26 protein-coding genes are annotated in these 23,493 nt (G+C 58.0%); 11 read left to right on the top strand and 15 right to left on the bottom strand.

Annotated elements, in window-relative coordinates:
* The 4 genes from BLU15_RS37420 to BLU15_RS37405 form a co-directional block, all read right to left on the bottom strand.
* Positions 1-1,422, bottom strand: a 1,422-nt coding sequence (locus tag BLU15_RS37420) for an amidohydrolase (protein ID WP_090302324.1), incomplete at its 3' end; no start/stop codon positions are given.
* Positions 1,423-1,424: 2 nt separating this feature from the next.
* Positions 1,425-1,697, bottom strand: a complete 273-nt coding sequence (locus tag BLU15_RS37415) for a XapX domain-containing protein (protein WP_060520944.1) — start codon at positions 1,695-1,697, stop codon at positions 1,425-1,427.
* A 71-nt stretch (positions 1,698-1,768) separates the two neighbouring features.
* Positions 1,769-2,458, bottom strand: a complete 690-nt coding sequence (locus BLU15_RS37410; protein ID WP_034802234.1) for a hydrolase — start codon at positions 2,456-2,458, stop codon at positions 1,769-1,771.
* Positions 2,459-2,592: 134 nt separating this feature from the next.
* On the bottom strand, positions 2,593-3,525 hold the full coding sequence (locus BLU15_RS37405) for a VOC family protein (RefSeq protein ID WP_034802231.1): 933 nt from the start codon (positions 3,523-3,525) through the stop codon (positions 2,593-2,595).
* A gap of 116 nt (positions 3,526-3,641) precedes the next feature.
* On the opposite strand from BLU15_RS37405, the gene BLU15_RS37400 reads away from it, so the two are divergent.
* On the top strand, positions 3,642-4,541 hold the full coding sequence (locus tag BLU15_RS37400; protein WP_090302322.1) for a LysR family transcriptional regulator: 900 nt from the start codon (positions 3,642-3,644) through the stop codon (positions 4,539-4,541).
* Between the two features lie 261 nt (positions 4,542-4,802).
* On the opposite strand, the gene BLU15_RS37395 is transcribed toward BLU15_RS37400, so the two are convergent.
* Positions 4,803-5,570, bottom strand: a complete 768-nt coding sequence (locus BLU15_RS37395) for an alpha/beta fold hydrolase (RefSeq protein ID WP_034802225.1) — start codon at positions 5,568-5,570, stop codon at positions 4,803-4,805.
* Positions 5,571-6,036: 466 nt separating this feature from the next.
* Here BLU15_RS37395 and BLU15_RS37390 point away from each other — a divergent pair, with 466 nt between their 5' ends.
* The 4 genes from BLU15_RS37390 (at position 6,037) to BLU15_RS37375 (ending at position 9,206) form a co-directional block, all read left to right on the top strand.
* Complete coding sequence (locus BLU15_RS37390; RefSeq protein ID WP_060520946.1) at positions 6,037-6,426, top strand: hypothetical protein; 390 nt, start codon at positions 6,037-6,039, stop codon at positions 6,424-6,426.
* Between the two features lie 66 nt (positions 6,427-6,492).
* Entirely contained in the window at positions 6,493-6,996 is a 504-nt protein-coding gene (locus tag BLU15_RS37385; RefSeq protein WP_090302321.1) for a DUF3833 family protein, read from the top strand.
* Positions 6,997-6,999: 3 nt separating this feature from the next.
* On the top strand, positions 7,000-8,328 hold the full coding sequence (locus BLU15_RS37380) for an MFS transporter (protein ID WP_090302319.1): 1,329 nt from the start codon (positions 7,000-7,002) through the stop codon (positions 8,326-8,328).
* A gap of 71 nt (positions 8,329-8,399) precedes the next feature.
* On the top strand, positions 8,400-9,206 hold the full coding sequence (locus BLU15_RS37375; RefSeq protein ID WP_089046270.1) for an SDR family NAD(P)-dependent oxidoreductase: 807 nt from the start codon (positions 8,400-8,402) through the stop codon (positions 9,204-9,206).
* 6 nt (positions 9,207-9,212) lie between these two features.
* On the opposite strand, the gene BLU15_RS37370 is transcribed toward BLU15_RS37375, so the two are convergent.
* The 3 genes from BLU15_RS37370 to BLU15_RS37360 are packed head-to-tail and all read right to left on the bottom strand — an operon-like array spanning position 9,213 to position 12,582.
* Entirely contained in the window at positions 9,213-10,430 is a 1,218-nt protein-coding gene (locus BLU15_RS37370) for an SAM-dependent methyltransferase (protein WP_090302317.1), read from the bottom strand.
* Entirely contained in the window at positions 10,427-11,224 is a 798-nt protein-coding gene (locus BLU15_RS37365) for a DUF1365 domain-containing protein (protein ID WP_320410657.1), read from the bottom strand. Before BLU15_RS37365 ends, BLU15_RS37370 begins: the two co-directional genes overlap by 4 nt.
* The gene (locus BLU15_RS37360) at positions 11,224-12,582 is read right to left on the bottom strand and encodes an NAD(P)/FAD-dependent oxidoreductase (protein WP_090302316.1); all 1,359 of its coding nucleotides are present in this window, start codon (positions 12,580-12,582) and stop codon (positions 11,224-11,226) included. The genes BLU15_RS37365 and BLU15_RS37360 overlap by 1 nt, the downstream gene beginning before the upstream one ends.
* An 89-nt stretch (positions 12,583-12,671) precedes the next feature.
* Here BLU15_RS37360 and BLU15_RS37355 point away from each other — a divergent pair, with 89 nt between their 5' ends.
* Genes BLU15_RS37355 through BLU15_RS37345 form a run of 3 tightly spaced genes read left to right on the top strand, consistent with a single transcriptional unit; the run spans position 12,672 to position 14,471 of the window.
* On the top strand, positions 12,672-13,385 hold the full coding sequence (locus tag BLU15_RS37355; RefSeq protein WP_309139286.1) for a sigma-70 family RNA polymerase sigma factor: 714 nt from the start codon (positions 12,672-12,674) through the stop codon (positions 13,383-13,385).
* On the top strand, positions 13,382-14,053 hold the full coding sequence (locus tag BLU15_RS37350; protein WP_034802209.1) for a ChrR family anti-sigma-E factor: 672 nt from the start codon (positions 13,382-13,384) through the stop codon (positions 14,051-14,053). The genes BLU15_RS37355 and BLU15_RS37350 overlap by 4 nt, the downstream gene beginning before the upstream one ends.
* Before the next feature lie 13 nt (positions 14,054-14,066).
* On the top strand, positions 14,067-14,471 hold the full coding sequence (locus tag BLU15_RS37345) for a DUF2177 family protein (protein WP_034802206.1): 405 nt from the start codon (positions 14,067-14,069) through the stop codon (positions 14,469-14,471).
* 34 nt (positions 14,472-14,505) lie between these two features.
* On the opposite strand, the gene BLU15_RS37340 is transcribed toward BLU15_RS37345, so the two are convergent.
* From BLU15_RS37340 to BLU15_RS37320, 5 genes are read right to left on the bottom strand one after another with little or no spacing between them, the layout of a single operon-like run.
* A complete protein-coding gene (locus BLU15_RS37340) occupies positions 14,506-15,276 on the bottom strand; it encodes an ABC transporter ATP-binding protein (protein WP_090302314.1) in 771 nt (256 codons plus the stop codon).
* 23 nt (positions 15,277-15,299) lie between these two features.
* Complete coding sequence (locus BLU15_RS37335) at positions 15,300-16,418, bottom strand: succinylglutamate desuccinylase/aspartoacylase family protein (protein ID WP_090302312.1); 1,119 nt, start codon at positions 16,416-16,418, stop codon at positions 15,300-15,302.
* Positions 16,415-17,158, bottom strand: coding sequence for an ABC transporter permease (locus BLU15_RS37330; protein WP_090302310.1), 744 nt, complete (start codon positions 17,156-17,158; stop codon positions 16,415-16,417). Before BLU15_RS37330 ends, BLU15_RS37335 begins: the two co-directional genes overlap by 4 nt.
* Entirely contained in the window at positions 17,155-17,844 is a 690-nt protein-coding gene (locus BLU15_RS37325) for an ABC transporter permease (protein ID WP_089046278.1), read from the bottom strand. Before BLU15_RS37325 ends, BLU15_RS37330 begins: the two co-directional genes overlap by 4 nt.
* Positions 17,845-17,898: 54 nt before the next feature.
* On the bottom strand, positions 17,899-18,675 hold the full coding sequence (locus BLU15_RS37320) for a transporter substrate-binding domain-containing protein (protein ID WP_034802200.1): 777 nt from the start codon (positions 18,673-18,675) through the stop codon (positions 17,899-17,901).
* Between the two features lie 66 nt (positions 18,676-18,741).
* Between BLU15_RS37320 and BLU15_RS37315 the strand changes: the two genes are divergently transcribed.
* Together BLU15_RS37315 and BLU15_RS37310 are read left to right on the top strand one after the other, a co-directional pair.
* Positions 18,742-19,656 carry a MurR/RpiR family transcriptional regulator gene (locus BLU15_RS37315; protein ID WP_034802198.1) on the top strand — a complete coding sequence of 305 codons (915 nt, stop codon included), beginning with the start codon at positions 18,742-18,744 and terminating at the stop codon, positions 19,654-19,656.
* A gap of 494 nt (positions 19,657-20,150) precedes the next feature.
* Positions 20,151-20,846 carry an SDR family oxidoreductase gene (locus BLU15_RS37310; protein ID WP_089046280.1) on the top strand — a complete coding sequence of 232 codons (696 nt, stop codon included), beginning with the start codon at positions 20,151-20,153 and terminating at the stop codon, positions 20,844-20,846.
* 164 nt (positions 20,847-21,010) lie between these two features.
* On the opposite strand, the gene BLU15_RS37305 is transcribed toward BLU15_RS37310, so the two are convergent.
* Positions 21,011-21,568, bottom strand: coding sequence for a fasciclin domain-containing protein (locus BLU15_RS37305; protein WP_034802194.1), 558 nt, complete (start codon positions 21,566-21,568; stop codon positions 21,011-21,013).
* Between the two features lie 380 nt (positions 21,569-21,948).
* Between BLU15_RS37305 and BLU15_RS37300 the strand changes: the two genes are divergently transcribed.
* Positions 21,949-22,446 (top strand): TspO/MBR family protein, encoded by a 498-nt coding sequence (locus BLU15_RS37300; RefSeq protein ID WP_089046281.1) that lies wholly within the window; start codon positions 21,949-21,951, stop codon positions 22,444-22,446.
* 242 nt (positions 22,447-22,688) lie between these two features.
* Here the strand turns inward: BLU15_RS37300 and hemH are convergent.
* On the bottom strand, positions 22,689-23,493 hold an 805-nt coding region (gene hemH / locus BLU15_RS37290), incomplete at its 5' end, for a ferrochelatase (RefSeq protein WP_090302306.1).

Here is a 23,493-nt window from a genome sequence, read left to right as displayed (position 1 = left end):
GACGCGGGTCGCATCGGTGCCGGCGGAGACGTTGACGCCCTTTGCCAGCATCTTGGCCACCGGCGGCGTCGCTTCAGCGACACCATGGCCGTAGCGCTCGACGAAGTACTCGCCCTGATAGGCCATGCGGTGCTGCACGGCGATGCCGCCGCCAAGGGCGGCGATCCGGTCGATCGAGCGGTCAGAGATCGTCTCCGCATGGTCGAAGAACCAGTTGATGCCCTCAAGCGGGATATCCTGGTTGACCTTCTCGAAGACGTCGAGCGCACGGGTGATCGTCTCGTCATAGGTGGCATGCAGTCGCCAGGGCCAGCGGTTCTCCGCAAGAATGCGCACGACCTCTTCGAGTTCGCCCTCCATCTCCGGCGGCATGTCCGGGCGCGGCTCGCGGAAGTCCTCGAAGTCGGCGGCGGAAAACACCAGCATCTCGCCGGCACCGTTGTGGCGGAAATAGTCGTTACCCTGCTTGTACTTGACCGACGACGTCCATTTCAGGAAGTCGTCCTTCTCCTGCTTCGGCTTCTGGGTGAAGAGGTTGTAGGCAAGGCGGACCGTCATCTGGCCCTCGTCCGAGAGCTTCTGGATGACGGCATAGTCATCCGGGTAGTTCTGGAAGCCGCCGCCGGCGTCGATGACGCTGGTGACGCCGAGCCGGTTGAGCTCGCGCATGAAATGACGGGTCGAGTTGACCTGGTAATCGAAGGGCAGCTTCGGCCCCTTGGCGAGCGTCGAATAGAGGATGCCGGCATTGGGCTTGGCCAAGAGCAGCCCCGTCGGGTTGCCGCTGGCATCGCGAGTGATCTCGCCGCCCGGCGGGTTCGGCGTGTCCCTGGTGTAGCCGACGGCGCGGAGCGCCGCGGCATTGAGCAGCGCCCGGTCATAGAGATGCAGCAGGAACACCGGCGTATCGGGCGCGACCGCGTTGATCTCATCGATCGTCGGCAACCGCTTTTCGGCGAACTGTTGCTCGGTGAAGCCGCCGACGACCCGCACCCATTGCGGCGCCGGCGTGATCGCCACCTGCCGCTTCAGCATGTCCATCGCATCGGCAAGCGAGCGCACGCCGTCCCAGCGCAGCTCCATGTTGAAGTTGAGGCCGCCACGCACGACGTGGGTATGATTGTCGTTCAGGCCCGGCAGGACGCGCTTGCCCTTGAGGTCGATGGTCTTTGTGCCTGAGCCTGCCAGCGCCATGATCGTCCTGTCGTCACCGACAGCGAGGATCAGGCCATCCTTGACGGCAACGGCAGTGGCAGTCGGATTGGCGCGGTCGAGCGTCGTCACGAGGCCGGTGTGAAGGATCAGGTCGGGCGTCATCGAAGTATCTCCGGTCTGTTGGGCGCCGGCGGTGCGGGCCGACGGGAAGAGAGCGGGCAGCGCCAGCGACGAGGCGGCACCGAGGAACGAGCGTCTTGTCGGCATGATCAGACACTCTCGCGATCGTTAACTTTGCGAGCCGCTGTCTGTCCGCCCGGGAGGTGGCCGAACATGTGCGGCTTGACCTGGTTGATCCACGAGATTGCCGCCGTCTCGTTGCTCCACAGGGTCTTGGCAAAGGGGACGATCTGTTCGCCGAGCAGAATCCCAAGAAGGCCGACAAGGGCAATGACCGGGGGCGCTGGCGAACGGACATTGAGGAGGCTGTAGACGATTCCGACCAGAAGTCCGGCGCCGAGTGACATGAGGTAAAGTTTCATGCGGGTGATCCTCACCTGTTGAGGCTGCCGCCCTTACCGGTTCGACCCGGTCAGAGCGGCTGCCTACTGCATCACTTGACCGGGTTCGGGCCGATCCGCTTTCCGTGGGTGACGCGTTCGCCGGCCTTGTGGACCATGGTGTAGGCATAGTCGATGCCCATGCCATAGGCACCGGAGTGCTCCTTCACCAGCGAAGTGACGGCATCGTAGGTTTCCTTGCGAGCCCAATCGCGCTGCCATTCGAGCAGGACCTGCTGCCAGGTGACCGGAATGACGCCAACCTGGACCATGCGGTCCATCGCATATTTGTGGGCGTCGGCCGAGGTGCCGCCCGACGCGTCGGCGACCATGTAGATTTCGTAGTCCGGCACATCATGGAGGGCTGAAAGCGCGAAGGTGGTGTTGCAGACTTCGGTCCAGAGCCCCGAGACGATGATCTTCTTGCGACCGTTGGCGGCGTTCTTCGCCAGGGCATCACGGACGTTCTGGTCATCCCAGGAGTTCATCGAAGTGCGCTCAAGGATGTCGTTTTCCGGGAACACGGCGAGCAGTTCAGGATAGGTGTGGCCGGAGAAGGACTCGGTTTCGACAGTGGTGATCGTCGTCGGGATGTTGAAGATCTTGGCAGCCTTTCCGAGGCCGACGACGTTGTTCTTCAGAGCCTGGCGATCGATCGACTGCACGCCGAAAGCCATCTGCGGCTGCTGGTCGATAAAGATAAGCTGGCTGTTTTGCGGGGTCAGAACTTCGAGCTTGGACATCTGGAATACTCCGTTTGGTGTCGCCGGCGTGCGACGGTTGAAATGAGAAGGGTTTCGGAGACGAGCCGGCTGGCGCGAGTAGCCGGCTCAAGGTTGTCGATTGGTTAAGTCGTGCGTATCAGATTCGACGGGTTCTAAGCGGCAAGCGGAACCAGACCGGCCTCGATCTTGTTGCGGAAAGGCTCGTAACGGTTCGGAAGCTTCAACGCCTCGCCGAGATGGGCGGTGTCCTCGTCACGGTCGAAGCCGGGCTCGTTGGTTGCAATCTCGAACAAGATACCACCGGGTGTCCGGAAATAGATCGCCCAGAAATAGTCCCGGTCGATGACGGGGGTTACCTGGTAGCCGGTATCCATCAGGGCCTTGCGCACTTCGAGTTGCTTTTCCCGATTTTCGACCGCAAAAGCGATATGGTGGACCGAACCCGCCCCCTGACGGGCGAATGGCGTCTTCGGCAAGGCCGCCAGTTCAATGGTGTCTGCACCGTTGCCACCAGGAAGGATCAATCGCGTGACGTCTCCTTCCACTCCGGCAATCTCATAGCCCATAAAGCGCAGCAATTCCTCGGTCGCAGCAGTGTCGTGCAGATTGAAACGGGCGCCGGTAAAGCCGCGAATGGCGTTGTCCTCCGAGATACCCTCGCCAAGCCATGGCGCCCGCCCGTCGATAGCCGTTTCGACCAAAGCGAGGCCATCGCCATCAGGGCCTGTGAAGCGCAAGCGCTCTGCGCCGAAGACCGTTTCAGCCTGCATGCCACCGACACCTTGAGCAACCAGGCGCTCCTTCCAGAAACTAAGCGTTCCTTTCGGGATAGAGAACTGGGTTTCGCCGACTTCGCCGACACCGGGCCGTCCGGTCATTATATGGGGAAAGGGAAAGTAGGTCATGACCGTTCCGGGCGTGCCCAACTCATCACCGTAATAGAGGTGGTAGACACTGGGCTCGTCGAAGTTGACCGTCTTCTTCACCCGGCGCAGGCCGAGCGTGTTGGTGAAAAACCTGTTGTTCTTTTGCGCGTCCGACGCCATCGAAGTGACGTGATGCAGTCCCTTGATATCCTTGATCATGGCCAGTGCCCTTTCCGTTGACGTTGTCCGTCGATAGACAAGGTTATAGCCGGGTTGATTGGCGCAAAGAATTGCAATATTTATCTCGAATGAATTGCAAAAATTGAAACAATGCGATGAACGACTACAAAGCCCTGAAGACCTTCCTTATGGCGGCTGAGAAGCGCAACTTCGCGCAGGTTGCACGCGAGCTTGATATGACGCCGGCCGCAGTTACGCGGGCGATCGCCGCGCTCGAAGACGATCTCGGCGTGCAGCTGTTTGTGCGGACAACGCGCCAGGTTTCGCTGACGACGGACGGCGCCCTCTTTGCCGCGCAAATCCAGCCGTCCCTAGAGGCGCTGGAAAGCGCCAGACGCGACGTAAGAAACGCTCATAAGGCGGACCAGGGTCGCTTGCGAATAAGCGCTCCGACTTGGCTCGGTAAAACCGTTCTACCGTCGATCCTGTCCGGCTTTCGAGAACTCTATCCAAAAATGTCGTTTGAAATCTCGCTCTCGGACGGCTTGGTTAACATCGTCGATGATGACTACGATCTCGCGATCCGCATCTCATCCCAGCCATCGGACAAGTTTACGATATGGCGCAAGATCCGGGCCGTGCCGAGAATTTTGGTGGCGGCGCCGGGCACCCGGTTCACCGAGATGGACCACCCGAGTGAGTTGACGCCGGACGACTGCCTTGCATACAGCGGCGAAAGCAGGCGGGAGACCTGGCACCTTTCTGATGGCGGATCGAGCACGACCATCACGGCCGGGAGGGCGTTCAGCGCCAACAGCGGCGAGGTGCTTGCCGACATGGCCGCCGATGGAGCGGGCGTTGCCATGCTTCCGGGATTTCATATCGCGGAGCGAGTCCGCAGCGGTCGCCTCGTCCATGTCCTTCAAGGCTGGTCGCCCCCGGAACTTTGGCTGACCCTATACTATCCGCCTTATCAAGCGCTGCCGCCCCGCATAGCGACCTTCTCGAAATTCTTCGAAGAACAGTTGCCGGCTCACATGATCATGCTTGATTGACGAGCGAAATGGATCCGGAGCTACAACCCGATGCGGCTGTTAGCGCCTGGCGTTCAGTCATTCTGACGCAGTGTTCGCGCGCGTCAGCACCGGCGCTTCGCCCGCAGGATGGCGTCGAACAGCAGCGCCTCGCCGATGCTGTCACTGAAGCGCTAGCACACGCCTCGGCCCGTCGGCGCCGCCGCAATGGCTGAACCGCCCCGTCACGGCAAAGCCGCCACCCTCTCGGGTGACGGCTTTGGTCACTGGAGTTTTCAGAGACTACTTCGCAGCCTCTTCGATCACGTCTGCGACGGCTTGGGGCTGCGACACCATCACAACGTGGGATGCACCCTCGATTACGACAGTGTGCTTGGAGGCCGCCCGTTCGGCCATGAAGCCGAGTGCCTTCGCTGGGATGTTCTTGTCGCCGTCCCCATAGATGAAATAGGAGGGCAGCGTCTTCCAGGCGGGCGAACCTGACTTTTCCGTCAAGGCAGCTTCGGTGATCGGGCGCTGGCCGGCGGCCATTAATGCCGCATCCTCGATTGAAACATCGTGGGCGAACTGGTCGTGAAACTTCGCCTGGTCGATGGAAAGATCGACGCCGCCGCCTATCAGCTTTACCGGGGCGGCGAGTGCTTGGCCAAGCGTGCCCCCGGGGAACTTACCGGCGAGATCGGCAGCTGCTTCTCCGGCTTCAGGAGCGAATGCAGCAACGTAGACCAGCGACTTTACGTTGTCCTTGCCGTTTGCCGCGGTCGAGATCACCTGGCCTCCGTAGGAATGCCCAACGAGGACGACGGATCCTTTGATGCTCGAGATGATGTCTGAAACATAGGCCGCATCGCCTGCGACACTGCGCAGTGGATTGGCAGCGGCAACGACCGTGAACCCGTTTTTCTGAAGGATCTTCGTCACACCATTCCAGCTCGACGCATCGGCGAAAGCGCCATGAACGAGAACGACTGTGGGCTTTGCGGGCTGGGCAACAGCCCCGCCGGACAGGAGAGCGGCGATTAAGGCAACGGTCGCAGCGAGTTTAAACATGACGATATCCTTCGTGGCTTCGGTCCAATACAGGCTACGAGGGAGTTTTTATCGCGCCCGATTAGTTTGTGCACAATCTATATTGCCTCAAAAGAAACATGTCAACCGCGCTAATAGATCGCGCGCGACTAATTTTTTTGCGCAACGAAGCCAGAGCGCTATTTTGCGTCGCAGATCGCCACTGCGAGGGTCCAGCCGCGCATTCTCATCCTTCAGCTGCTTCAGCTTTTCCAATCTCCGGCGGCAATATACCGGCGTATTTTTCTTCCAGCTGTAATGGGTCAACTGACTGCCTCCGGCACGCGATGGAGCATCTGCGGTAGCTTCAGTTTTTTATACGAATACGAATGAGGCGCGGATCGTGGCGCTTATCGAAATCACGACAAGTCTCATCCGGACTGATCCAACCGCGCCCACTTCTCGTAATCCAGGCTGACGAAAAACAACGGGAGCGAACGAACGAGCCATGTTCCGAACCGCAATAGCGATCGCAGCTGTGTGCGCAGCCGTACCGTCAGAGGCCGCTGCGGAGCAATACAGAGCAAACGAGATCAAGGGAGAGATCGTCGGCAGGCGCATCTTCCTTGAAGCTCCATTGGGTGGGGAATTCCCGCTAAACTATCGAAGAAGTGGCAGTGTCGACGGTGACGGCGAAGCTTTGGGCCTCGGCCGGTTCGTCAAACCCAAAGACACCGGCACTTGGTGGATACAGTCTGACCGTCTCTGCCAGCAGTTTCGCACCTGGTACGACGGTCGCCCGATGTGTTTTGAGCTCTACCGGGTCGAAGAGAAAAAGCTGAAGTGGATCCGTAACGACGGAAAGACCGGTATCGCCCGAATAGGTCCCGAGCTTTGATGTGGCAGCGAAAGGAGGCCGCGAATTGAAGCTTATGCCGCGCAATCGATTTGACGGAGGAAATGCATGCGCATCTTCAGCGTTTTTCTTACGGTCCTCGCCATGAACCTTGCATTGGTTGCGCCAGCGGCCGCCGGGTCCTTTTCGCTTGAAAGCTTCTTTACAGGCAGGTCGAGCGCCGAGGGAAGCTTTCAAAGCATCACCGGGGTTAAAAGGACATTCGAAGTCCAGTTGGTCGGAAAATGGGACGGCCGCACCCTGACGCTCAGGGAAGATTTCAGGTTCGATGACGGCAGTCGAGATCGCAAGACGTGGCGGTTCATAAAGGATGGACCCGGCAGATACAGGGGTACGCGCGAGGACGTGATTGGAGAGACGCAGGTGCGGATTAAAGATAATGTCGCGCGCTTCAGCTATCTGGTCTTCCTCGACTCAAAAAACAGCAAGAACAAAGTTCGCTTTCACGACACCATGACATTGAACAATGACGGTCGTGTCCTCAATACCGCCTATGTGACGAAATTCGGATTGCCGGTTGCCTGGACGCGTGTCGAATTCAGGAGACAGTGACTGATGTGGAAAGTGTTTAGCAGACGAGCATCCAGGTCACACCCTTCGACACTCATCCTCTATGCGCTTCCCGCGTTCCCATTGGCGGCGCTTGCGCTGCCGCTTTTCGTCATCGTTCCGACGTTTTACTCCGAAGTCATGGGACTACCGGTCGCGGCCGTCGGCGGTGCACTTTTTGCCATTCGTCTTCTTGATGCAGCGAGTGATCCGATATTCGGCTGGCTTGCCGACCGGTGGAATGGCGTTGGCGGTCGCCGGCGTGGCTTTTTTCTTGCGTCAATTCCGCTAACCGCGGTCGCCGCGTTCATGCTTTTTTGGCCGCCTCAAACAATCGGGCTCGGTTATCTGCTTATATGGGGTGGCCTTTTGTCGCTTGGCTTTACCTGGTCCTCTCTGCCCTACACCGCCTGGGGGGCAGAACTTTCAACCGACTATGCCGAGCGAACACGCGTTGCAGCTTTCCGCGAAGGCGCGACGCTTATCGGGACTTTATCGGCCATCAGCCTCCCCTTCGCTGTTGGGACGGCTGGGGCAAATAGCGCCGATGGGCTAAAGGCGGTAGCCGTTCTTGTCGCGGTCTTGCTTCCGCTCACAGGGCTTATGGCTTTCGTTTTCGTCCCCGAACCCGTCAATCGGTCGACGCGGGAGTTTGGCCTGATGCAAAGCCTGGTTTTCATGTCGAAGAACCGGCCGTTCCTGCGTCTTATCGCCGCTTTTCTTTTGAATGGATTTGCAAACGCAATCCCAGCTACTTTGTTTCTTTACTTTGTCTCAGGGCGTCTGGGAGCTGCGGAATGGCGCGGCCCGTTTCTCCTACTCTATTTCGCATGCGCAGTTCTTGGCGTACCGCTCGCAGTAAAGGCCGCAAGGCGCTGGAGCAAGCACAAGGCCTGGAGCGGCGCTATGCTGGTGACGTGCTCGATCTTTGCGGTATCAGGATTTCTCGGCGACGGAGACCTGGTCGCCTTTGGTGCGATATGCGTGTGCACCGGTCTTCTGCTCGCCTTCGACCTTGTTTTGCCTCCATCCATGCAGGCAGACGTAATCGACAACGACACAGCAGTCTCAGGCTCTCAGCGTTCCGGCATGTATTTCGCGGCGTGGGCACTTGCCACGAAGCTCTCTCTGGCGACAGCAGTCGGGGTGACGTTTCCCATGCTCAGTCTGATTGGCTTCGACCCGGCTCAAGATCGTTCGTCGCCCGACGCTCTCAATGGTCTTTCGTTGCTTTACGCCTGGGCACCAATCGTCCCGAAGCTCGCAGCAATCGGGCTCATGTGGGGCTTTCCGATTGATCGTGTGGCCCAACGAGAGCTTATTGGCCGGACTTGACGGTATTGCGCTCGTCTACGGCTGTCAGGTTGATGACACGTTTTCCCCATCGCCCACTGAGGTAGGTTTCCATGACTATCGGTCGCGATTTAATCAACAATCACGCCTTCCAAGAGACGGATCGTCGAAAGGTGGCGTGGGTTACCGGCGCAAGCTCCGGCATCGGGAAATCGCTTGCACTCCGTTTGGCACTTGACGGCTGGACCGTCGCCGTAAGCGCGCGCAACTCGGTGGAGCTCGATACTCTCGCACGATCACTGGAGAACAAGATCCATTCCTTTCCCCTCGATGTGACCGACCGCGAAGCGGCAGAAAACACCGTACGCGACATTGAAATGCGCCTGGGTCCGATTTCCCTTGCGGTCTTCGGCGCAGGAACGTACCGGCGCGATAGCCTGTCGACCTTCGACGCCGCGGCGATCGGAGAGATGGTCGGGCTCAACATCATGGGAACCGTGAACTGTTTGCAGGCGATCATGCCAGCGATGACGACGCGCCGGTCGGGACGGATTGCCGTCATGGCATCTGTGGCAGGCTACACCGGTCTTCCTGGTGCCGCGGGCTACGGCGCGACCAAAGCCGCCTTGATCAACATGTGCGAAGCCCTTTATCCCGAACTTGAACGGCAAGGCGTTCAGATGACAATTATCAATCCAGGATTTGTCGATACGCCTTTGACGCGTCAGAATGACTTTCCAATGCCTTTCCTGATCTCTTCGGAAAGTGCGGCGGAATACATCATGCGCGGGCTTGAGCGGGGGAAGTTCGAGATCGCATTCCCGTGGAGGATGAAAGTGGTCTTGAAGCTATTGAAGGCGCTTCCTCCAAGCCTGAGGTTTGCCTTGACGCGCCGCATGTTGCGTGAGGAGCAGACCTGACCTCCGTCACGTTGGTTCGAGCCGGAACTGGTAGACATCGATGGTCCCGTTGCGAAAGCCGGCGGCGCAGTAGTGAAGGTAGTAGCGCCACAAGCGCTTGAACCGTTCGTCGAATGCAGCGGATTCAATCTTGTGCCAACTTTTGAGGAAAGCACCTTCCCACAAGAGCAGGGTTTTCTCGTAGTCACGGCCGAAAGAAAATGCATCCCGCACCAGTAGGCCGGAAGTGACAGCCTCCTGCCTGAAGACTGCCGCAGAAGGCAGCATGCCACCGGGAAATACATAGGTTTGAATGAAATCGGCGTTTTGCCGATACCGCTCATACCGCCTCTCGTCGATCGTGATGACCTGGATCAGCGCTTGTCCGTCAGGAGCGAGGTTCGTCCGCAGCTTCTCAAAGTAAACCGGCCAATTCTCCTCTCCCACGGCTTCGAACATCTCTATTGAGACGATCTTGGTGAAACGTCTTTCACAATCCCTATAGTCTTGCAGCCGCACCTGGGCCAACGGAGACAATCCCTTGTTTGCCAGCCGAGCTCTCGCAAAGTCGGCCTGCTCCTTCGACAAAGTCAGCCCGGTAATGCGACACCCCGTGCGCGAGGCCGCGTACTCCATAAACCCGCCCCAGCCGCAACCGATCTCAAGAACATGATCTTGCGGACCGATTCGCAGCTCACTCAGGATCCTGTCGTACTTGGCTTGTTGGGCTTCACCGAGTGACTGCCCTTGCCGCTCAAAGATGGCGGCAGAGTACGTCATCGTCTCATCGAGCCATGCGCGGTAGAAATCGTTCCCGAGGTCGTAATGGAACGCGATATTTCGGCGGCTCCCGGCACGGGAGTTTCGTCTGAACAGATGCCGGAGGTAAGCGAGGCGGCTTATTAGCGGGCGAGAGGCGAGCGCTGGCTTGAGGGTCTCTTCGTTGGCAAGCGCCAAATCCATAAGCGTTCCCAGGTCTGGCGTCTCCCAGTCGCCATCAAGATAGGATCGAGCAAACCCGAGGCTGCCGCTTGTGAGCATACGCCAGACCGCTCTTGAGTTCGTAAAGACGATCGCTGCAGTCGGACCGGGGACGTCGCCTTTGACCAAATGCACTGCCCCACAGGGGAACTCCGCGCGCAACTGCCCGCGTTTGATACGGGCAAGCCAACCGCATACTATTCTTTGCCACAGCGGGCGGCCCGACGATATTGAAAATGCCGCACCCTGATCAAGCTCGCTCATGCCAAGGTGTCTTTCTGTTCGAAACGGGAGACAATCGTTGTGGCAACCCGCAGGTCCGCCGGTCGATGACGATGCACGGGCATGCCCTTTAGCCAGATCTTGAGCGCCTCCCAATGGATCGCACCCATTACTTTTACTGTCATCATGGGGTGTTTCAGGAAGGTTAGAAAAAGCCTCTTATCCGAGATCTCTTCCCTTTCTCCGGAAAATACAGCCGTGAGAAGTCGCCCGTCACAATCGTTTTCGGTTATGCCGACGAACACGGTTTCCCCCGGCGGCCTGAGGTTGAACTCATAGCGGCAATCCATGGGTACAAACGGAGAAACGTACAGTTCTTTGACGCACGACTGCCGGATCGCTCCGCCCTCGTCGTCGCTCACCGGAATGACATAGGTATGGCGTTCGTGGAATGTGTTGCAGACCTCATAGAGAACGGCCCGGACTTGGCCATCGCTTGCCTCACAGTAAAAGACCGTCAAAGGGTTGAAAACGTAGCCGAGTATGCGGGGATAACATAGCACACGGATACGCAGCTGCTTCACGTCCACCCCGGCCTCGGAAAGCTGGCGTTCGACCCAACTGCGTAGCGCGCCTACTTCACCATTCCCGTGATCGCTGTCGCGAAAACTGAACAGAGCAAAGCGATTATGGCCGAACAGGCGCAACTTGCTGTCCAGCGAAGCCAACTCGTCCAGATCGAGGAGCAGCGAAAAGACCCTGTAGGAAAGCCTATGCCGGCGGGGTCTAAACCGAACGTGGCACACCTGGCCGCTGTAAAGAGCCGACCTCGACATCATTGAGCCGCCGCGTAACCGATCTCGCAGGGGAGCCTGCCAGAATCGTCGCGGACCGTCCATGGACGCCGCTCGCCGGAGATGGCCTCGGCAACCGCAAGCCCGGACTGCAGTCCGTCTTCGTGAAATCCGCTGCCGAAGTAGGCCCCGCAAAACCAGACACCGCCGCGTCCTTGGAGATCCCAAAGCTCCTTTTGAGACACCAACGCTCGCTGATCAAACAGAGGATGGTCATAATCGAATGTCGCGATCATCCGCTCACTGGCTATCTTTTGATGCGGGTTCAGCGTCACAAAAAGCGGCGTCGCCGGATCGATCCCTTGCAATCGGTTCATCCAGTAGGTCACACAAAGCTGGCGCTCACCACAATCATCCGACGCGCCAATGTAGTTCCAGCTCGACCACACGTTTCGCCGCCTGGGCATCAATGAGGTATCTGAGTGCAGAACCGCCTTATTGCTTGTGTAGCTGATCGCGGACAACAGCTCTCTTTCACGTGCGTCAGGCTCGGCAAGCATCGCCAGCGCTAGATCGGCGTGAGTCGCGATGACCACATCCGTGAAAGTGTCACGATTGCCATCACGATCTGTTACGACCACCGTCCCCACCTCGCGGCGGATTTCCCGGACTGCCCTGCTTGTCCGAAGCTCGCCGCAATAGTCCGACATCAGCCTGCTGACATATTCTCGGCTTCCGCCGGTTACGGTTCGCCAACGAGGTCTGTCCGTCAATGCAAGCAAACCATGACTGTCGCAGAATCGAATGAAGGCATGCAGCGGATAATCACGCATGCGTTTGGTCGTTGTGGACCAGATCGCAGCGCCCATGGGAAGGAGATGATCGGTAACAAAGGCATTGCTGTAGCCATTCTCGTCGAGATACTCCCCCAGCGTCTTGCTAGCGAGATTTAGCCGATTAAGAGCTTTGGGAGCTTCTCGATAGAAGCGCAAAATGTCTGACAATATTCTCCAGAAGCGCGGACGAAGTGCGTTTAACGGTTGACCGAACAAGCCTGTCAATCCAGAGCCCGAGTATTCGAATGCCCCGCCATCCAATGAAGCGGAGAACGACATATTGGAAGCTTGGGTCGGGACGTCAAGGTGGTCAAACAGCGCTACAAGGTTGGGATAGTTGCGATCGTTGTACACGATGAACCCGGTGTCGACCGGAACCGGTCCAACAGCCGTCGGCGCGAGGACGGTGTTGGCATGACCGCCAGGTTTGTCGCCGGCTTCGTAAAGAACGACCTCTAAGCTTTTACCGAGTAGCCAAGCCGCGGACAATCCCGAGATACCGGCGCCAATCACAGCGACACGCCGTTGCCCGAATTCACCCCTCATACCCCGATCAAACCGCATGTTATCCCCTCAATCTGACGAACAATTACGAACGCACTACGAAAAAATCTCCCGATCGGATTGATCACCTTGAAAAATTTTGGACAACAATGATCCAAGAAGCAGAAGGCATCGTAATCGGTGCCATGGAGACAATTCTTGCGATTTCCGCTACCGCTGTTCCAGATATCCCATTTGTTCGATCTGGGCATGAGCCGCTGATCGACCTTGGGAGGCAGAAGAAGCGTGGACGCATGGTAGAGCCGGGCGGGGAACTGACTAAAGATGAAGCCTGCTCTCTGCTCGAGGCAGTCGGTCGCAAGCGAGATATTGAATCTTTCGAGGCGCTGTTTCGCTATTACGCTCCGCGCGTAAAGGCCTATATGGCGCGCCTTACGCGTGATCCAAACATCGCCGAGGAATTGATGCAGGAAGTGATGATCACCGTTTGGAACAAGGCAGGCCAGTTCGAAGCGACACGCGGTAACGCAGGTACGTGGATCTTCACGATTGCCCGCAACCTTCGTATTGACGCCTACCGCAAGAACCGGAGGCCGGATTTCGACGTCAATGACCCCGCATTTGTGGCAGACGATGCCAAAAGCGCGGAGAACGAGCTGGCGGAACGCCAGGATGCGACCCGGTTAAAGGACGCCATGAAGGACTTGCCTCAGGAACAGATCCAATTGCTGACGCTGTCGTTCTTCGACGATTGCTCTCACAGTGCGATTGCCACCAAGCTGAACCTGCCGCTCGGAACGGTGAAGTCGAGAATCCGACTTGCCTTTGCGAGGCTTCGGGCTGCGCTGGAGGACGGAAAATGAATATCCGTCATCATGTGAGCGACGAATTGCTGGTGGGGTATGCATCCGGCACGCTTGAAGAGGGTTGGCGGCTTGCTGTTGCAACGCATCTTGCGTTGTGCCCCAACTGCCGGACAAGACTGACTTTGATGGAGAATACGGCCGGAGAGTTGCTCGAGAGCATGGAGCCAGTGCCAATAGAAATCTCGTCTTTCGATCGGTTGAAAGAGCGCCTACGAACCGCGGAATCTCACCCAAGCGTCTCGCCGAAGCAACCTGCGAGAGTAATGCAAGTCGTTTCGCCGCCAACCATCCCGGAACCGTTGCGATCCTATCTTGGAGGAGATCTGGCGGAGCTGAAATGGAAGTCTCTGGGACGTGGCGCCTATCACATTCCGATCAAGCTGGCCGATCGGTCGACAACGGCCCGTCTGCTTCGCATACCGGCCGGAAAACCCGTGCCGGAACACAGCCATGGAGGGCGCGAATTGACGCTAGTGCTCAGCGGAAGCTTCAATGACGGAGAACTCTTGTTCGCCCGCGGAGATATAGAGGAGGCAGACCCGAGCGTTGAACACCAGCCCCTGGCAACGCCTGAGCAAGATTGTATCTGTCTGGCGGTAACCGACGCGCCGCTCAGGTTCCGGAGCTGGTTTATGCGTTTGCTTCAACCTGTCCTTCGGATCTGATCGGAGGCGACGGATGACCTACGCGATATCCTACGTGGCGACAGCGATCGTCTTTCTCGGCTTGGACTTTTTGTGGCTGACCGGGTCGTCGAAATTCTATCGCAGCCGAATTGGAGAGCTTCTGCTCGAGCATCCAAATCTCATTGCCGCCGCTGCATTTTACGTCATTTATGTAACCGGTGTTTCATATTTTGCCGTCATACCTGCGCTCAGCTCCGGACGTTGGACGACAGCACTGGTATCGGGAGCTCTGCTCGGCCTTGTCGCTTTCGGCACCTACGACATGACAAATCTGGCAACGATCAAGGGGTGGTCGTTGGAGGTAAGCTTGGTGGACATGGTGTGGGGTGTCTTCATCACCACGGCGTCCGCTCTCGCCGGGTATTTTTCCGTTTCGGCCGTACAAAAGCTGATTTGACCCCAACTCGGAGATTGAAGCGGCCAGGGGCCGCTCAATTCGTGTGCCGCGAAGAAAGAAAGCTTTGAAGACGTTCGGAACTCGGATTGCTCAGAACGTCGCGTGGATCGCCCTGTTCCTCGATCACACCCTGGCTGAGAAAGATGACATGATTGCCAACGTCGCGGGCAAATGCCATTTCGTGGGTGACGACGATCATGGTCCTTCCCTCCTCGGCCAATCCCCGCATGACCCGAAGCACTTCGCCGACAAGCTCCGGATCAAGCGCCGAGGTCGGCTCGTCGAAAAGCATGATCTCCGGTTCCATCGCGAGCGCCCGGGCGATCGCAACTCGCTGCTGTTCTCCGCCCGAGAGAAATGCCGGAAAGGCATCGCGGCGGTGCGACACGCCAACCTTTGCCAAGTATGCGTCGGCTCGTTCAGCTGCCTCAGCGCGACTTATCCCCTGTACGCGCATCGGCCCCAGCATCACGTTCTCCCTCGCCGTCATGTGGCTCCACAGGTTAAATTGCTGAAAGACCATTGATAACCGCGAGCGCATCGAAGCGAGCTTGTTGGGGTCATGTACCGTCAGGTCTCCGCTCGACGCCTTTCTCAGGTCAAGTTTTTCTCCCTGAAACCGATAGCTGCCCTCACACGGGTGCTCCAGGAAATTGAGGCATCGCAAGAACGTGCTTTTTCCCGAGCCGGACGCGCCGATCATGGAAATCACATCTCCGCGCCTCGCGCTGAGCGAGATGCCTTTTAGCACCTCAACGGAGCCGAACCTCTTTCGGATGTTGGTCACTTCGAGCATCGCTGTCATAGTCTGTCTCCGCGCCTTGGCGCTCATGGGCTTAAAAGTGGACCGTTGCGGAACACATCGTTGCCGGCGATCTTGCCAAGGCGTTTACCGCGCTCGGCGATGCGGCTGTCAGCGCGTGCGTAGAACACGCCTGATGTCTGCGCCTTCACGGCCGTCACCGTTCCTGAAAGCGGGTCGATGATCTCAGCTATCACATCACCAGCCCTTACATGATGGCCAAGGTCGAGTGCGTAGCTCACGACCCCCGCAGACGGTGAAATGACAGCTTCTGAACCTGCGAGCGGGGTGGGCTCGCACAGCTTGGCCGGCGCCTGCGCGGCCGAACCCTTGACGACCCCTAGATCGCGTAGGAACTCGACGATCGCCTCGGCGTCGCTCCGGGCGCGTCGCCGATCCACATCGCTACGACCGCGCAACTCAACGGTGGTCGAAGCGCAGCCAAGCGGGATGTTCGCGTCGGGCAGCGATCTTGCCAGGTCCAACCATGGGCGCACGAGGGCCTCGTCGAACGGATTGAGTCCTGAGATCTCAGCAAGCAGCACCGCTCGGGCGTGAAGACGCGTCGCAAGCGACGAGAATATCCGTGCGAAATGCGGTTGCGTGTAGAGATGAACCTCAGCCTCTCCATCACAATGGAGATCCAGCACATAATCGGCATCAATCGCAAGTTTCATGAGGCATTTTCGAACGTTGTCCGAGGGGGTGACGACGTGCCATTCCTCAACCAGGGCCATCAACTCGGCGCGGATGACGGCCGCGTTAGCGCTGGCGTCTGTGCCCAAGCGGTTGGAAAGCCGGGCGGACAGCTTGGGTCCGAAATCCGGATAATGCCGGTTGAAGTTCCGTCCGTCATAAAGATCGAAACGGCCTTCCTGCTGACCAAGGGAAAACTGAGACAGCCCGACCGGATTGGCAACCGGAACGACCCGAACGCAGCCGAAGATCGCGTCGGCCGCCTCAAGCTCCGCCAACGTCTCGCAAAGCGCATGCGCGACAATGATGCCGGGAGCCTCGTCGGCATGGAGACCACCTTGGATATAGACGAGTGGCGTGTCTGCGTGCCGCCCGAATTCGACACATTTCAAGCTATGCCGCGTGCCGGGTCCCTGACCTTCGATATCAAAGATTGTCTCTTTCATCATGCAACTTTCGGGTTGAGATGCTCGGCTGGCTTCTCTCTGGCGTTCGGAGCGTCCGAGCGGGAGAGATGCCGCAAAAAGTGCGTCTCGAGCCAGCGGAAAAAAGTGGTGAGACCGATGGTCAGACACAGATAAATTGCGGCGGCGACGCCGAAGGATTCCGCCAGCACGAGATAATTGGTGTAGACGTCGCGCGCGACCCGCATCACCTCGACAATCGTCACCGTGCTCGCAAGGGCGGTGGCATGCATCATCATTACCACCTCGTTGCCGTATTGCGGCAGTGCGCGACGCCAGGCCGATGGCCAGATCACGTACCTGAGAACCGCCGCGCGGCTCAGGCCGATCGAACGTGCCGCTTCGATTTCGCCTGGCGCCGTGGTTCGGATCGCGCCGGCGAATATCTCGGTCGTATAGGCGACAGTGTTGATCGTCAGCGCAAGCCACGCGCAAAACCACGGAGAGCGGAATAGCGGCCATATCGCGCTGCTGCGCACGAACTCGAACTGAGCAGTTCCGTAGTAAATGACAAACAGCTGAACAAGAAGCGGCGTGCCGCGGATGACGTAGGTGAACAGCCATACCGCGCGAGAAAAATAGGGCGACCGCATTGAGCGCACGAGCGCCAGTGGCACCGAGACCGCAAAACCGCTGACGACGACGGTTGCCAACAGGATCAAAGTGTTTACCAGACCGCCCGCAAATGCCGGCAGGTTATCGGCAACGATTTCCCAGTCGATCATGCAGTACCTCCGCTGCGGACGCCGCGTGAAGAAAGCTTCTCAAGCGCTCCGAAGAGGAGAACCGAAAATGTGGTGACCGCGAGATAGATGAGGCCGATAAGCGCGTAGAAGGTAAATGGCTCCCGCGTCGCCGCAGACGCAAGCCCGGCCCGGTGGACCATATCGTCGAGCCCGATGATCGAAACCAGCGCTGTCGCTTTCAACATGACCAGCCACGTATTCGTCAGGCCGGGCACGGCATGCCGTATCATCTGCGGCAGCAGAATGTAGAAGGCCACCTGCCAGCGGGAAAGACCATATGCAAAGCCAGCCTCGATTTGCCCCGCCGGCACGCTCAGGATCGCTCCCCTGAACGTCTCGGTCAGGTAAGCTCCGAATACAAAGCCGATTGTGCTAACGCCGGCTATGTAGGGATCGACATCGAGATAACCCCACCCATAGGTTTCGGAGATGGAATTGAGCAGGATCTGGCCGCCGTAGAAGACGACGAGCATAACAAGCAAATCCGGCAAAGCGCGCACCGTCGTCGTGTACGCGGCAGCCGACAATCTTGCCGCTTTCCCGCCGTAGACCTTTGCAGACGCGCCAATCAGGCCGATAACACAGGCGATCGCCAGTGAGACCGACGCCACGCTGAGGGTCACACGTAGCCCCCCCAGAATCATCGGTAGATAACCTTGGAACATGGAACAGCACCCCTTGCGACCGGCGCCGCCCAGGCGCCGATCGCGGGAAAAGAACTACTTCTTTGCCGATTGCGGCGTGACGTCGAAGTCGAAGTATTTGCCCGACAGTTGGTTGTAAGTACCGTCGCTCATGATGGAAGACAGAGCGGCATTTACTTCCTCGCGCAGAGCGCCATCTGACTTACGCACGGCGATGCCGACGCCGCCGTCGGCGTCCTCGCCCAAGAAGAGGGTGTCGCCGACTTGCTCAAAGTCCTTTCCTTCGGGCTTCTTCAGAAAAGATTCGGCCGAAACGACCGACGATCCGAAGGCGATGTCCCCGCGGCCCGACGCCAGTTCCAGGTAGACGGCCGGCTCCTTGTCCACCGCCAAAACGGTGCTGTCAGGGTAGTTTTTCGCAACATACTCGGCCCGCGGAGAGTTGCGCAGGACGATGATCGTCTTGCCCTTTAGTTCTTCCGGCGACCAGCTCTTGTAGTCACCCTTGCGCGCCACCCATCGCGACGGGACGTCGTAGTAGGGGTTGGAAAAGTCGACGACCTTCTTGCGCTTTTCGTTGATCGTCATCGAAGCCACGATGATATCGAACTTCTTGGCATTAAGCGCCGGGATCATCCCGTCCCATTCTTGCTGCACCATCACGCAGTTCTTCTTCATCTTCGCACAGATCGCATTTGCGATGTCGATATCGAAGCCGGAAAGCGTTCCATCGGGAGCAACTACTGAGAAGGGCGGATAGTTTCCTTCCACGCCTATGCGAAGATCCTCCGCAAACGCAGTACCGGCGAGCATCGTTGTGGCAACGATTGACGCGAGAAATTTCATTCGCATGCGATTTCCTCCCAAAATCAGCTAAGCTGACTTCTCAATGGCAGGATATTTTCATAGAGTCAACAAATGAAAGAAAATTTTCAGACATCCCTCACCTGGAACGCAGAAGCCGATCGACGCTTCGCCACCTCTGCTTTAGGTCTCGAACTCAGCAGGCTGCTGCGGGACGGATCGGCTTCGCAGCGGGCACTGTCCGGTTTTGTGCTCCGGGACCCGATGTTCGTGGCAACGCATGGCATCGAGGAACTTGCTTCTGCAACGGGAACTTCGGCTTCAAGCGTCAGCCGTTTTGTTCGAGACCTCGGATTGGCGGGCTTTTCGGAGTTTCGATCGTCCATCGCCGCTATGGTGAGCGAATTGATAGCGCCTGTCGCCAAGCTCGATGCCTCGATAAGAGACCTCGATAAACGCAGCCAGGGTGTCGAACTCAGCATCGAGGTGACGGGCTCCAACATCGACGCGCTCAAGAGCCCGCAGACCGCCGAATACATACGCGTTGCTTGCGGTGACATAAGAGCGGCTCGAAGGGTATTCGTGATAGGCTTTGGCCTTTCTGCGCACCTCGCGGCAATGCTGGTCCTTTCGTTGCAACCTTATCGAGACGAAGTTGTGAATGTTGCTCAATACGGAGGAACGGAGTCGGCTGCCGCGCGTGCGATGTCGATTGGAGAAGGCGACGTACTGGTTGCAATATCTCTTCCCAGGTATTCCAGGGATGTTGTCGAGATCGTCAGATTTGCGCGTGACAAAAAGGCGAAAATTGTCGCCATAACGGATTCTCCAGCCGCTCCGCTGGCTCAATTCGCCGACCGATTGCTTCTCGCGCCATCCAGACACCCGGTTCTTTCGGCCACAAACGTTCCGGCCATGGCAATCATCGAAGCCCTGGCGTCCGACTTCATGCTGGCGGATCCTGACAATGTCAGGCGAGCAGAGCAGCTTGCAAAGGCTATTTCGTCATACCTAACCGAAGGCGATTGACGAGCCCACCATCCCTTAAGGCCACGAAGGATCGAAGGGTAACCATCGGTGCTCTCGCTCATAGGTCAACTTGCCGAGGATCCACTCACGCGTCGTTGTCCTATCAAATACGCCCTCTCTCCCGTCGCGTCCGCTGGACAGGGCATATCCGTCGCCTGAGGAAACTTTTGGCGCTGCCAAGCGTGAGTCCTCTATAGGGGCCGAACTCTCTCTGCTGCGCCGAAAAACCTCCCCGGCCACGCTATGCGATAATCCAACGAGCCGTTCCCCTCGTAAACGCTCTTGGGTTTTCAAACGGTGTTCCCCCATGAAATGCTGTCGCAGACTGATCTTTATTTTTGGCGACCAAGAGCTTTCGGCAAACCGAAGACTTCAACACCCCTACGCCACCTGACGGCGCATGACGCAGGACCGGAGAAATGAGTACGGCAAAGCGCCAGCGCTTTCCTGCAACGTCTGGACGAGGGTCTTGGTGTTTAGAGGAGGATTGAAAGATGCCGCTTACGTCACTTGCTAAAGGATACCGCGCCGTTGTTTTGGGAGCCAGCGGCGGCATCGGATCCGCAATCGCCGGCGAACTCCGGTCCGATCCCAATTGCCTGCAGCTTGTAGCGCTCTCGCGTAGGGACAATTCCTTCGATATCACGGACGAAGAGAGTGTCGCAGCAGTAGCAGCGGAGACTGTAGATGGGCTGCATCTTGTTTTTTGTGCGACCGGCGGACTTGTTGTCGACGGCGTGGGTCCTGAAAAATCACTCAAGCAAGTCGACCCAGATGTGATGATGCGGCAATTCGCGCTGAACGCGATTGGACCGGCACTCGTTCTCAAACACTTCGCGCCGAAGCTCGTCCGCAGCGACCGCGGCATAGTCGCCTTCCTGTCTGCCCGGGTCGGGTCGATCGGAGACAATCGCCTGGGGGGCTGGATTTCCTACCGAGCGTCGAAGGCTGCGCTCAACCAGATCGTCCGCACAGCTTCCGTAGAACTGAGCCGCACCCATCCGCGCGCGGTGGTCGTCGCACTCCACCCAGGAACGGTCGCGACAAAAATGACGGCAGACTACTCCACTCCCCACCGCCGGTTGGATCCCAGTGAGAGCGCATGTGCAATGCTCCGGGTTATTGATCGGTTGACGCCGGAAAACTCCGGAGGCTTCTTCGCCTATGATGGCTTGCCCGTTGAGTGGTGAGCATTGTTAGGGGGCACAGCACTTAGATCTTTAGTCCACGGCGAAAACGTCCGGTTTTCAAGCATTGCCATCGTTTGACGGTGAACGGCGCAGGGACCGATGTTGCCAGTTTGCCGCCGACCTAGCCGGCGGCAAACGCATGTGGTCAACCACGATATGTTTTACTACGCTTTCGGAAGCAGCACTTTGTCGATCACATGAATGACACCGTTTGACTGCTTGACGTCGGCGATCGTTACAGTGGCAATGCCACCCGTTTCGTCAGTGAGTGTGATCTTGTCGCCATCCATCTTTGCCGAAAGCGTGCAGCCGCCCACGGTCTTGACTGAATGGTTCCCTCCGTCATCGGCAATCATCTTGCCGACCGCATCGGAAAGCGCATTGGCAGCAACGACATGACAAGTCAGCACTTTGGCTAGCTTTTCTTTGTTCTCGGGTTTCAGGAGTGTGTCGACAGTGCCGGCAGGCAAGGCATCGAAAGCTGCGTTCGTCGGCGCAAACACGGTGAACGGGCCATCACCGGACAGCGTATCCACGAGACCGGCGGCTTTCACTGCTGCAACGAGTGTCGTGTGGTCCTTCGAATTCGCAGCGTTTTCGACGATGTTCTTACTTTCGGACATGGCCGCTCCACCGACCATGGGGTTGTCGGCATTAGCAGCGAAGGCTACCAGAGCGAAAATAGACGCGATCGCGGCGGTACGTCTTAGGGACCGTTTCATTCGTGCATTCCTCCTTGCTGGCCCGCACCGTGCGGGCGTTCCCAACCGATGTTCGCCAGACGTTGTCCAGCACCATCAATACGCCGTCTTTACCAAACTGGATCACCGTCGCGTCCGATATGACCGACGCTGCGGCGAACCGACTCAATGCAGGGTCGCTGCCGTAGTGAACGAGTGAGAGCTGGATTTGGTGCTCGCCGGGCCGCGCAAGATCCCATCTCCAATTCGCTGATCCAATCAGCAAGTTCATACGTAAAAAGGGAAAATAAGGCGTCGGCTGGCGCTTCGACGGCAACCACTCGCGCCGCCCGCGGGTCTGCAGTCCTCACCGAATGAGACGGGTCTGGTCAACGAAGGGCACGGCCTTAAGGGGTAGAAGAATGTTGCAACAAACTTCCAATGACAAAATGAATTGGGTCCGTGCGCTGGCACTTGCGATTGTACCGGTCGCCGCGACATCCATACTAGGACAATTGGCGACCTATCCAAACCTCGAACGCTGGTATTCAGCGCTGGAGAAGCCGAGTTTTAATCCTGCGAACTGGGTGTTTGCTCCGGTCTGGACAACGCTTTACATCCTCATGGCTTACGCTGCCTGGCGGCTCTTGATCCTCCCTGCCAGGACGCCGGGCAGGCTGACGGCACTGGCGCTATTTTACGTTCAGCTCGCCCTCAATGCGTTGTGGTCCTGGATGTTCTTCGCCATGCAAAGTCCGGTCGCCGGTCTGGTGAACATCATCGTGCAAATCGGGTTTATCCTCGCAACGATCGCGCAGGCCTGGCGCCTCGACAAGAAAGCGGCACTTTGCCTCTTGCCGCTCGCAGCGTGGGTCTCCTTTGCGGCTGTACTGAATTTCGCAATCTGGTTTCTCAATTGATGGCGTTGGCGCGAAGGGCATTGGTGTTCTCGCTTTCGGGCGAGCTCGCGTTGCCCTTGCGTTGCCTCGTAAACAGCTACGCGCTCGAGCAATTCGATCTTCTTTTCGAGACCTACGCGCTCGCAGCGATGAGAGTCGACGAACTGTTGAGCAAACAATCTCCTGAGCAAGACCTTGTGTAGGACTATCGCGAAATATGCCTGGACATCCAGGAAAGGAAATCCGAGTAAATTTGGGGCGACTTACAAGCTATTTTCCCGGTTTTCCTGTAGCCAGCCGGCAAGCTCCCGGCGCACGACGTGTTCGAGCACGGCCATGCCTTCGGCGCTGTCGTTCAGGCAGGGGATGTGGGTGAACTTCTCGCCGCCATTGTGATGGAAGCTTTCGGCCGCCTGCTCGGCGATCTCTTCCAACGTTTCCAGACAGTCGGAGACGAAGCCCGGGTTGAGGACGGCAATGCGCTTGACACCGTCCTGCGCAAGTTTTTCGACCGTCTTGTCGGTATAGGGCTGCAGCCATTCCTCAGGCCCGAAGCGCGACTGGAAGGTGACCTGCAGCTTCTCCTTCGACCAGCCGAGCTTTTCGCGCAAAAGCCGTGCGGTCTTCTGGCACTGGCAGTAGTAGGGATCGCCCTTATCGAAATAGCTCTTCGGAATGCCGTGGAAGGAGGTCAGAACCACCTCCGGCTCCCAGTCTAGCGTCGCTAGGTGACGCTCGATCGAGGTTGCCAGAGCGTCGATGTAGACGGGATCGTCGTGGTAGGGCGGAACGGTGCGCAGTGCCGGCTGCCAGCGCATCTTCAGAAGCGCCTCGAAGGCCTTGTCATTAACGGTGGCGGTGGTGGCGGCGGCATATTGCGGATAGAGCGGGAAGACGAGAATGCGTTCACAGCCGGCCTTCTGCAGTGCGTCCATGCGCGAGGCGATCGACGGCTGGCCGTAGCGCATGCCCCAGTCGACGATGACGTTAGGCTGGTCGGCGAAGGACTTCGCCATCAGTTCGGACTGGTTGCGGGTGTAGGTCCGGAGGTAGCTTTCGTTCAAGTCC

The organism is Ensifer sp. YR511, assembly GCF_900103045.1.
GTDB classification, from domain to species: domain Bacteria; phylum Pseudomonadota; class Alphaproteobacteria; order Rhizobiales; family Rhizobiaceae; genus Ensifer; species Ensifer adhaerens.
Note: the sequence above shows the minus strand (reverse complement) of the source record. Positions and strands in the feature narration are given on the sequence as shown.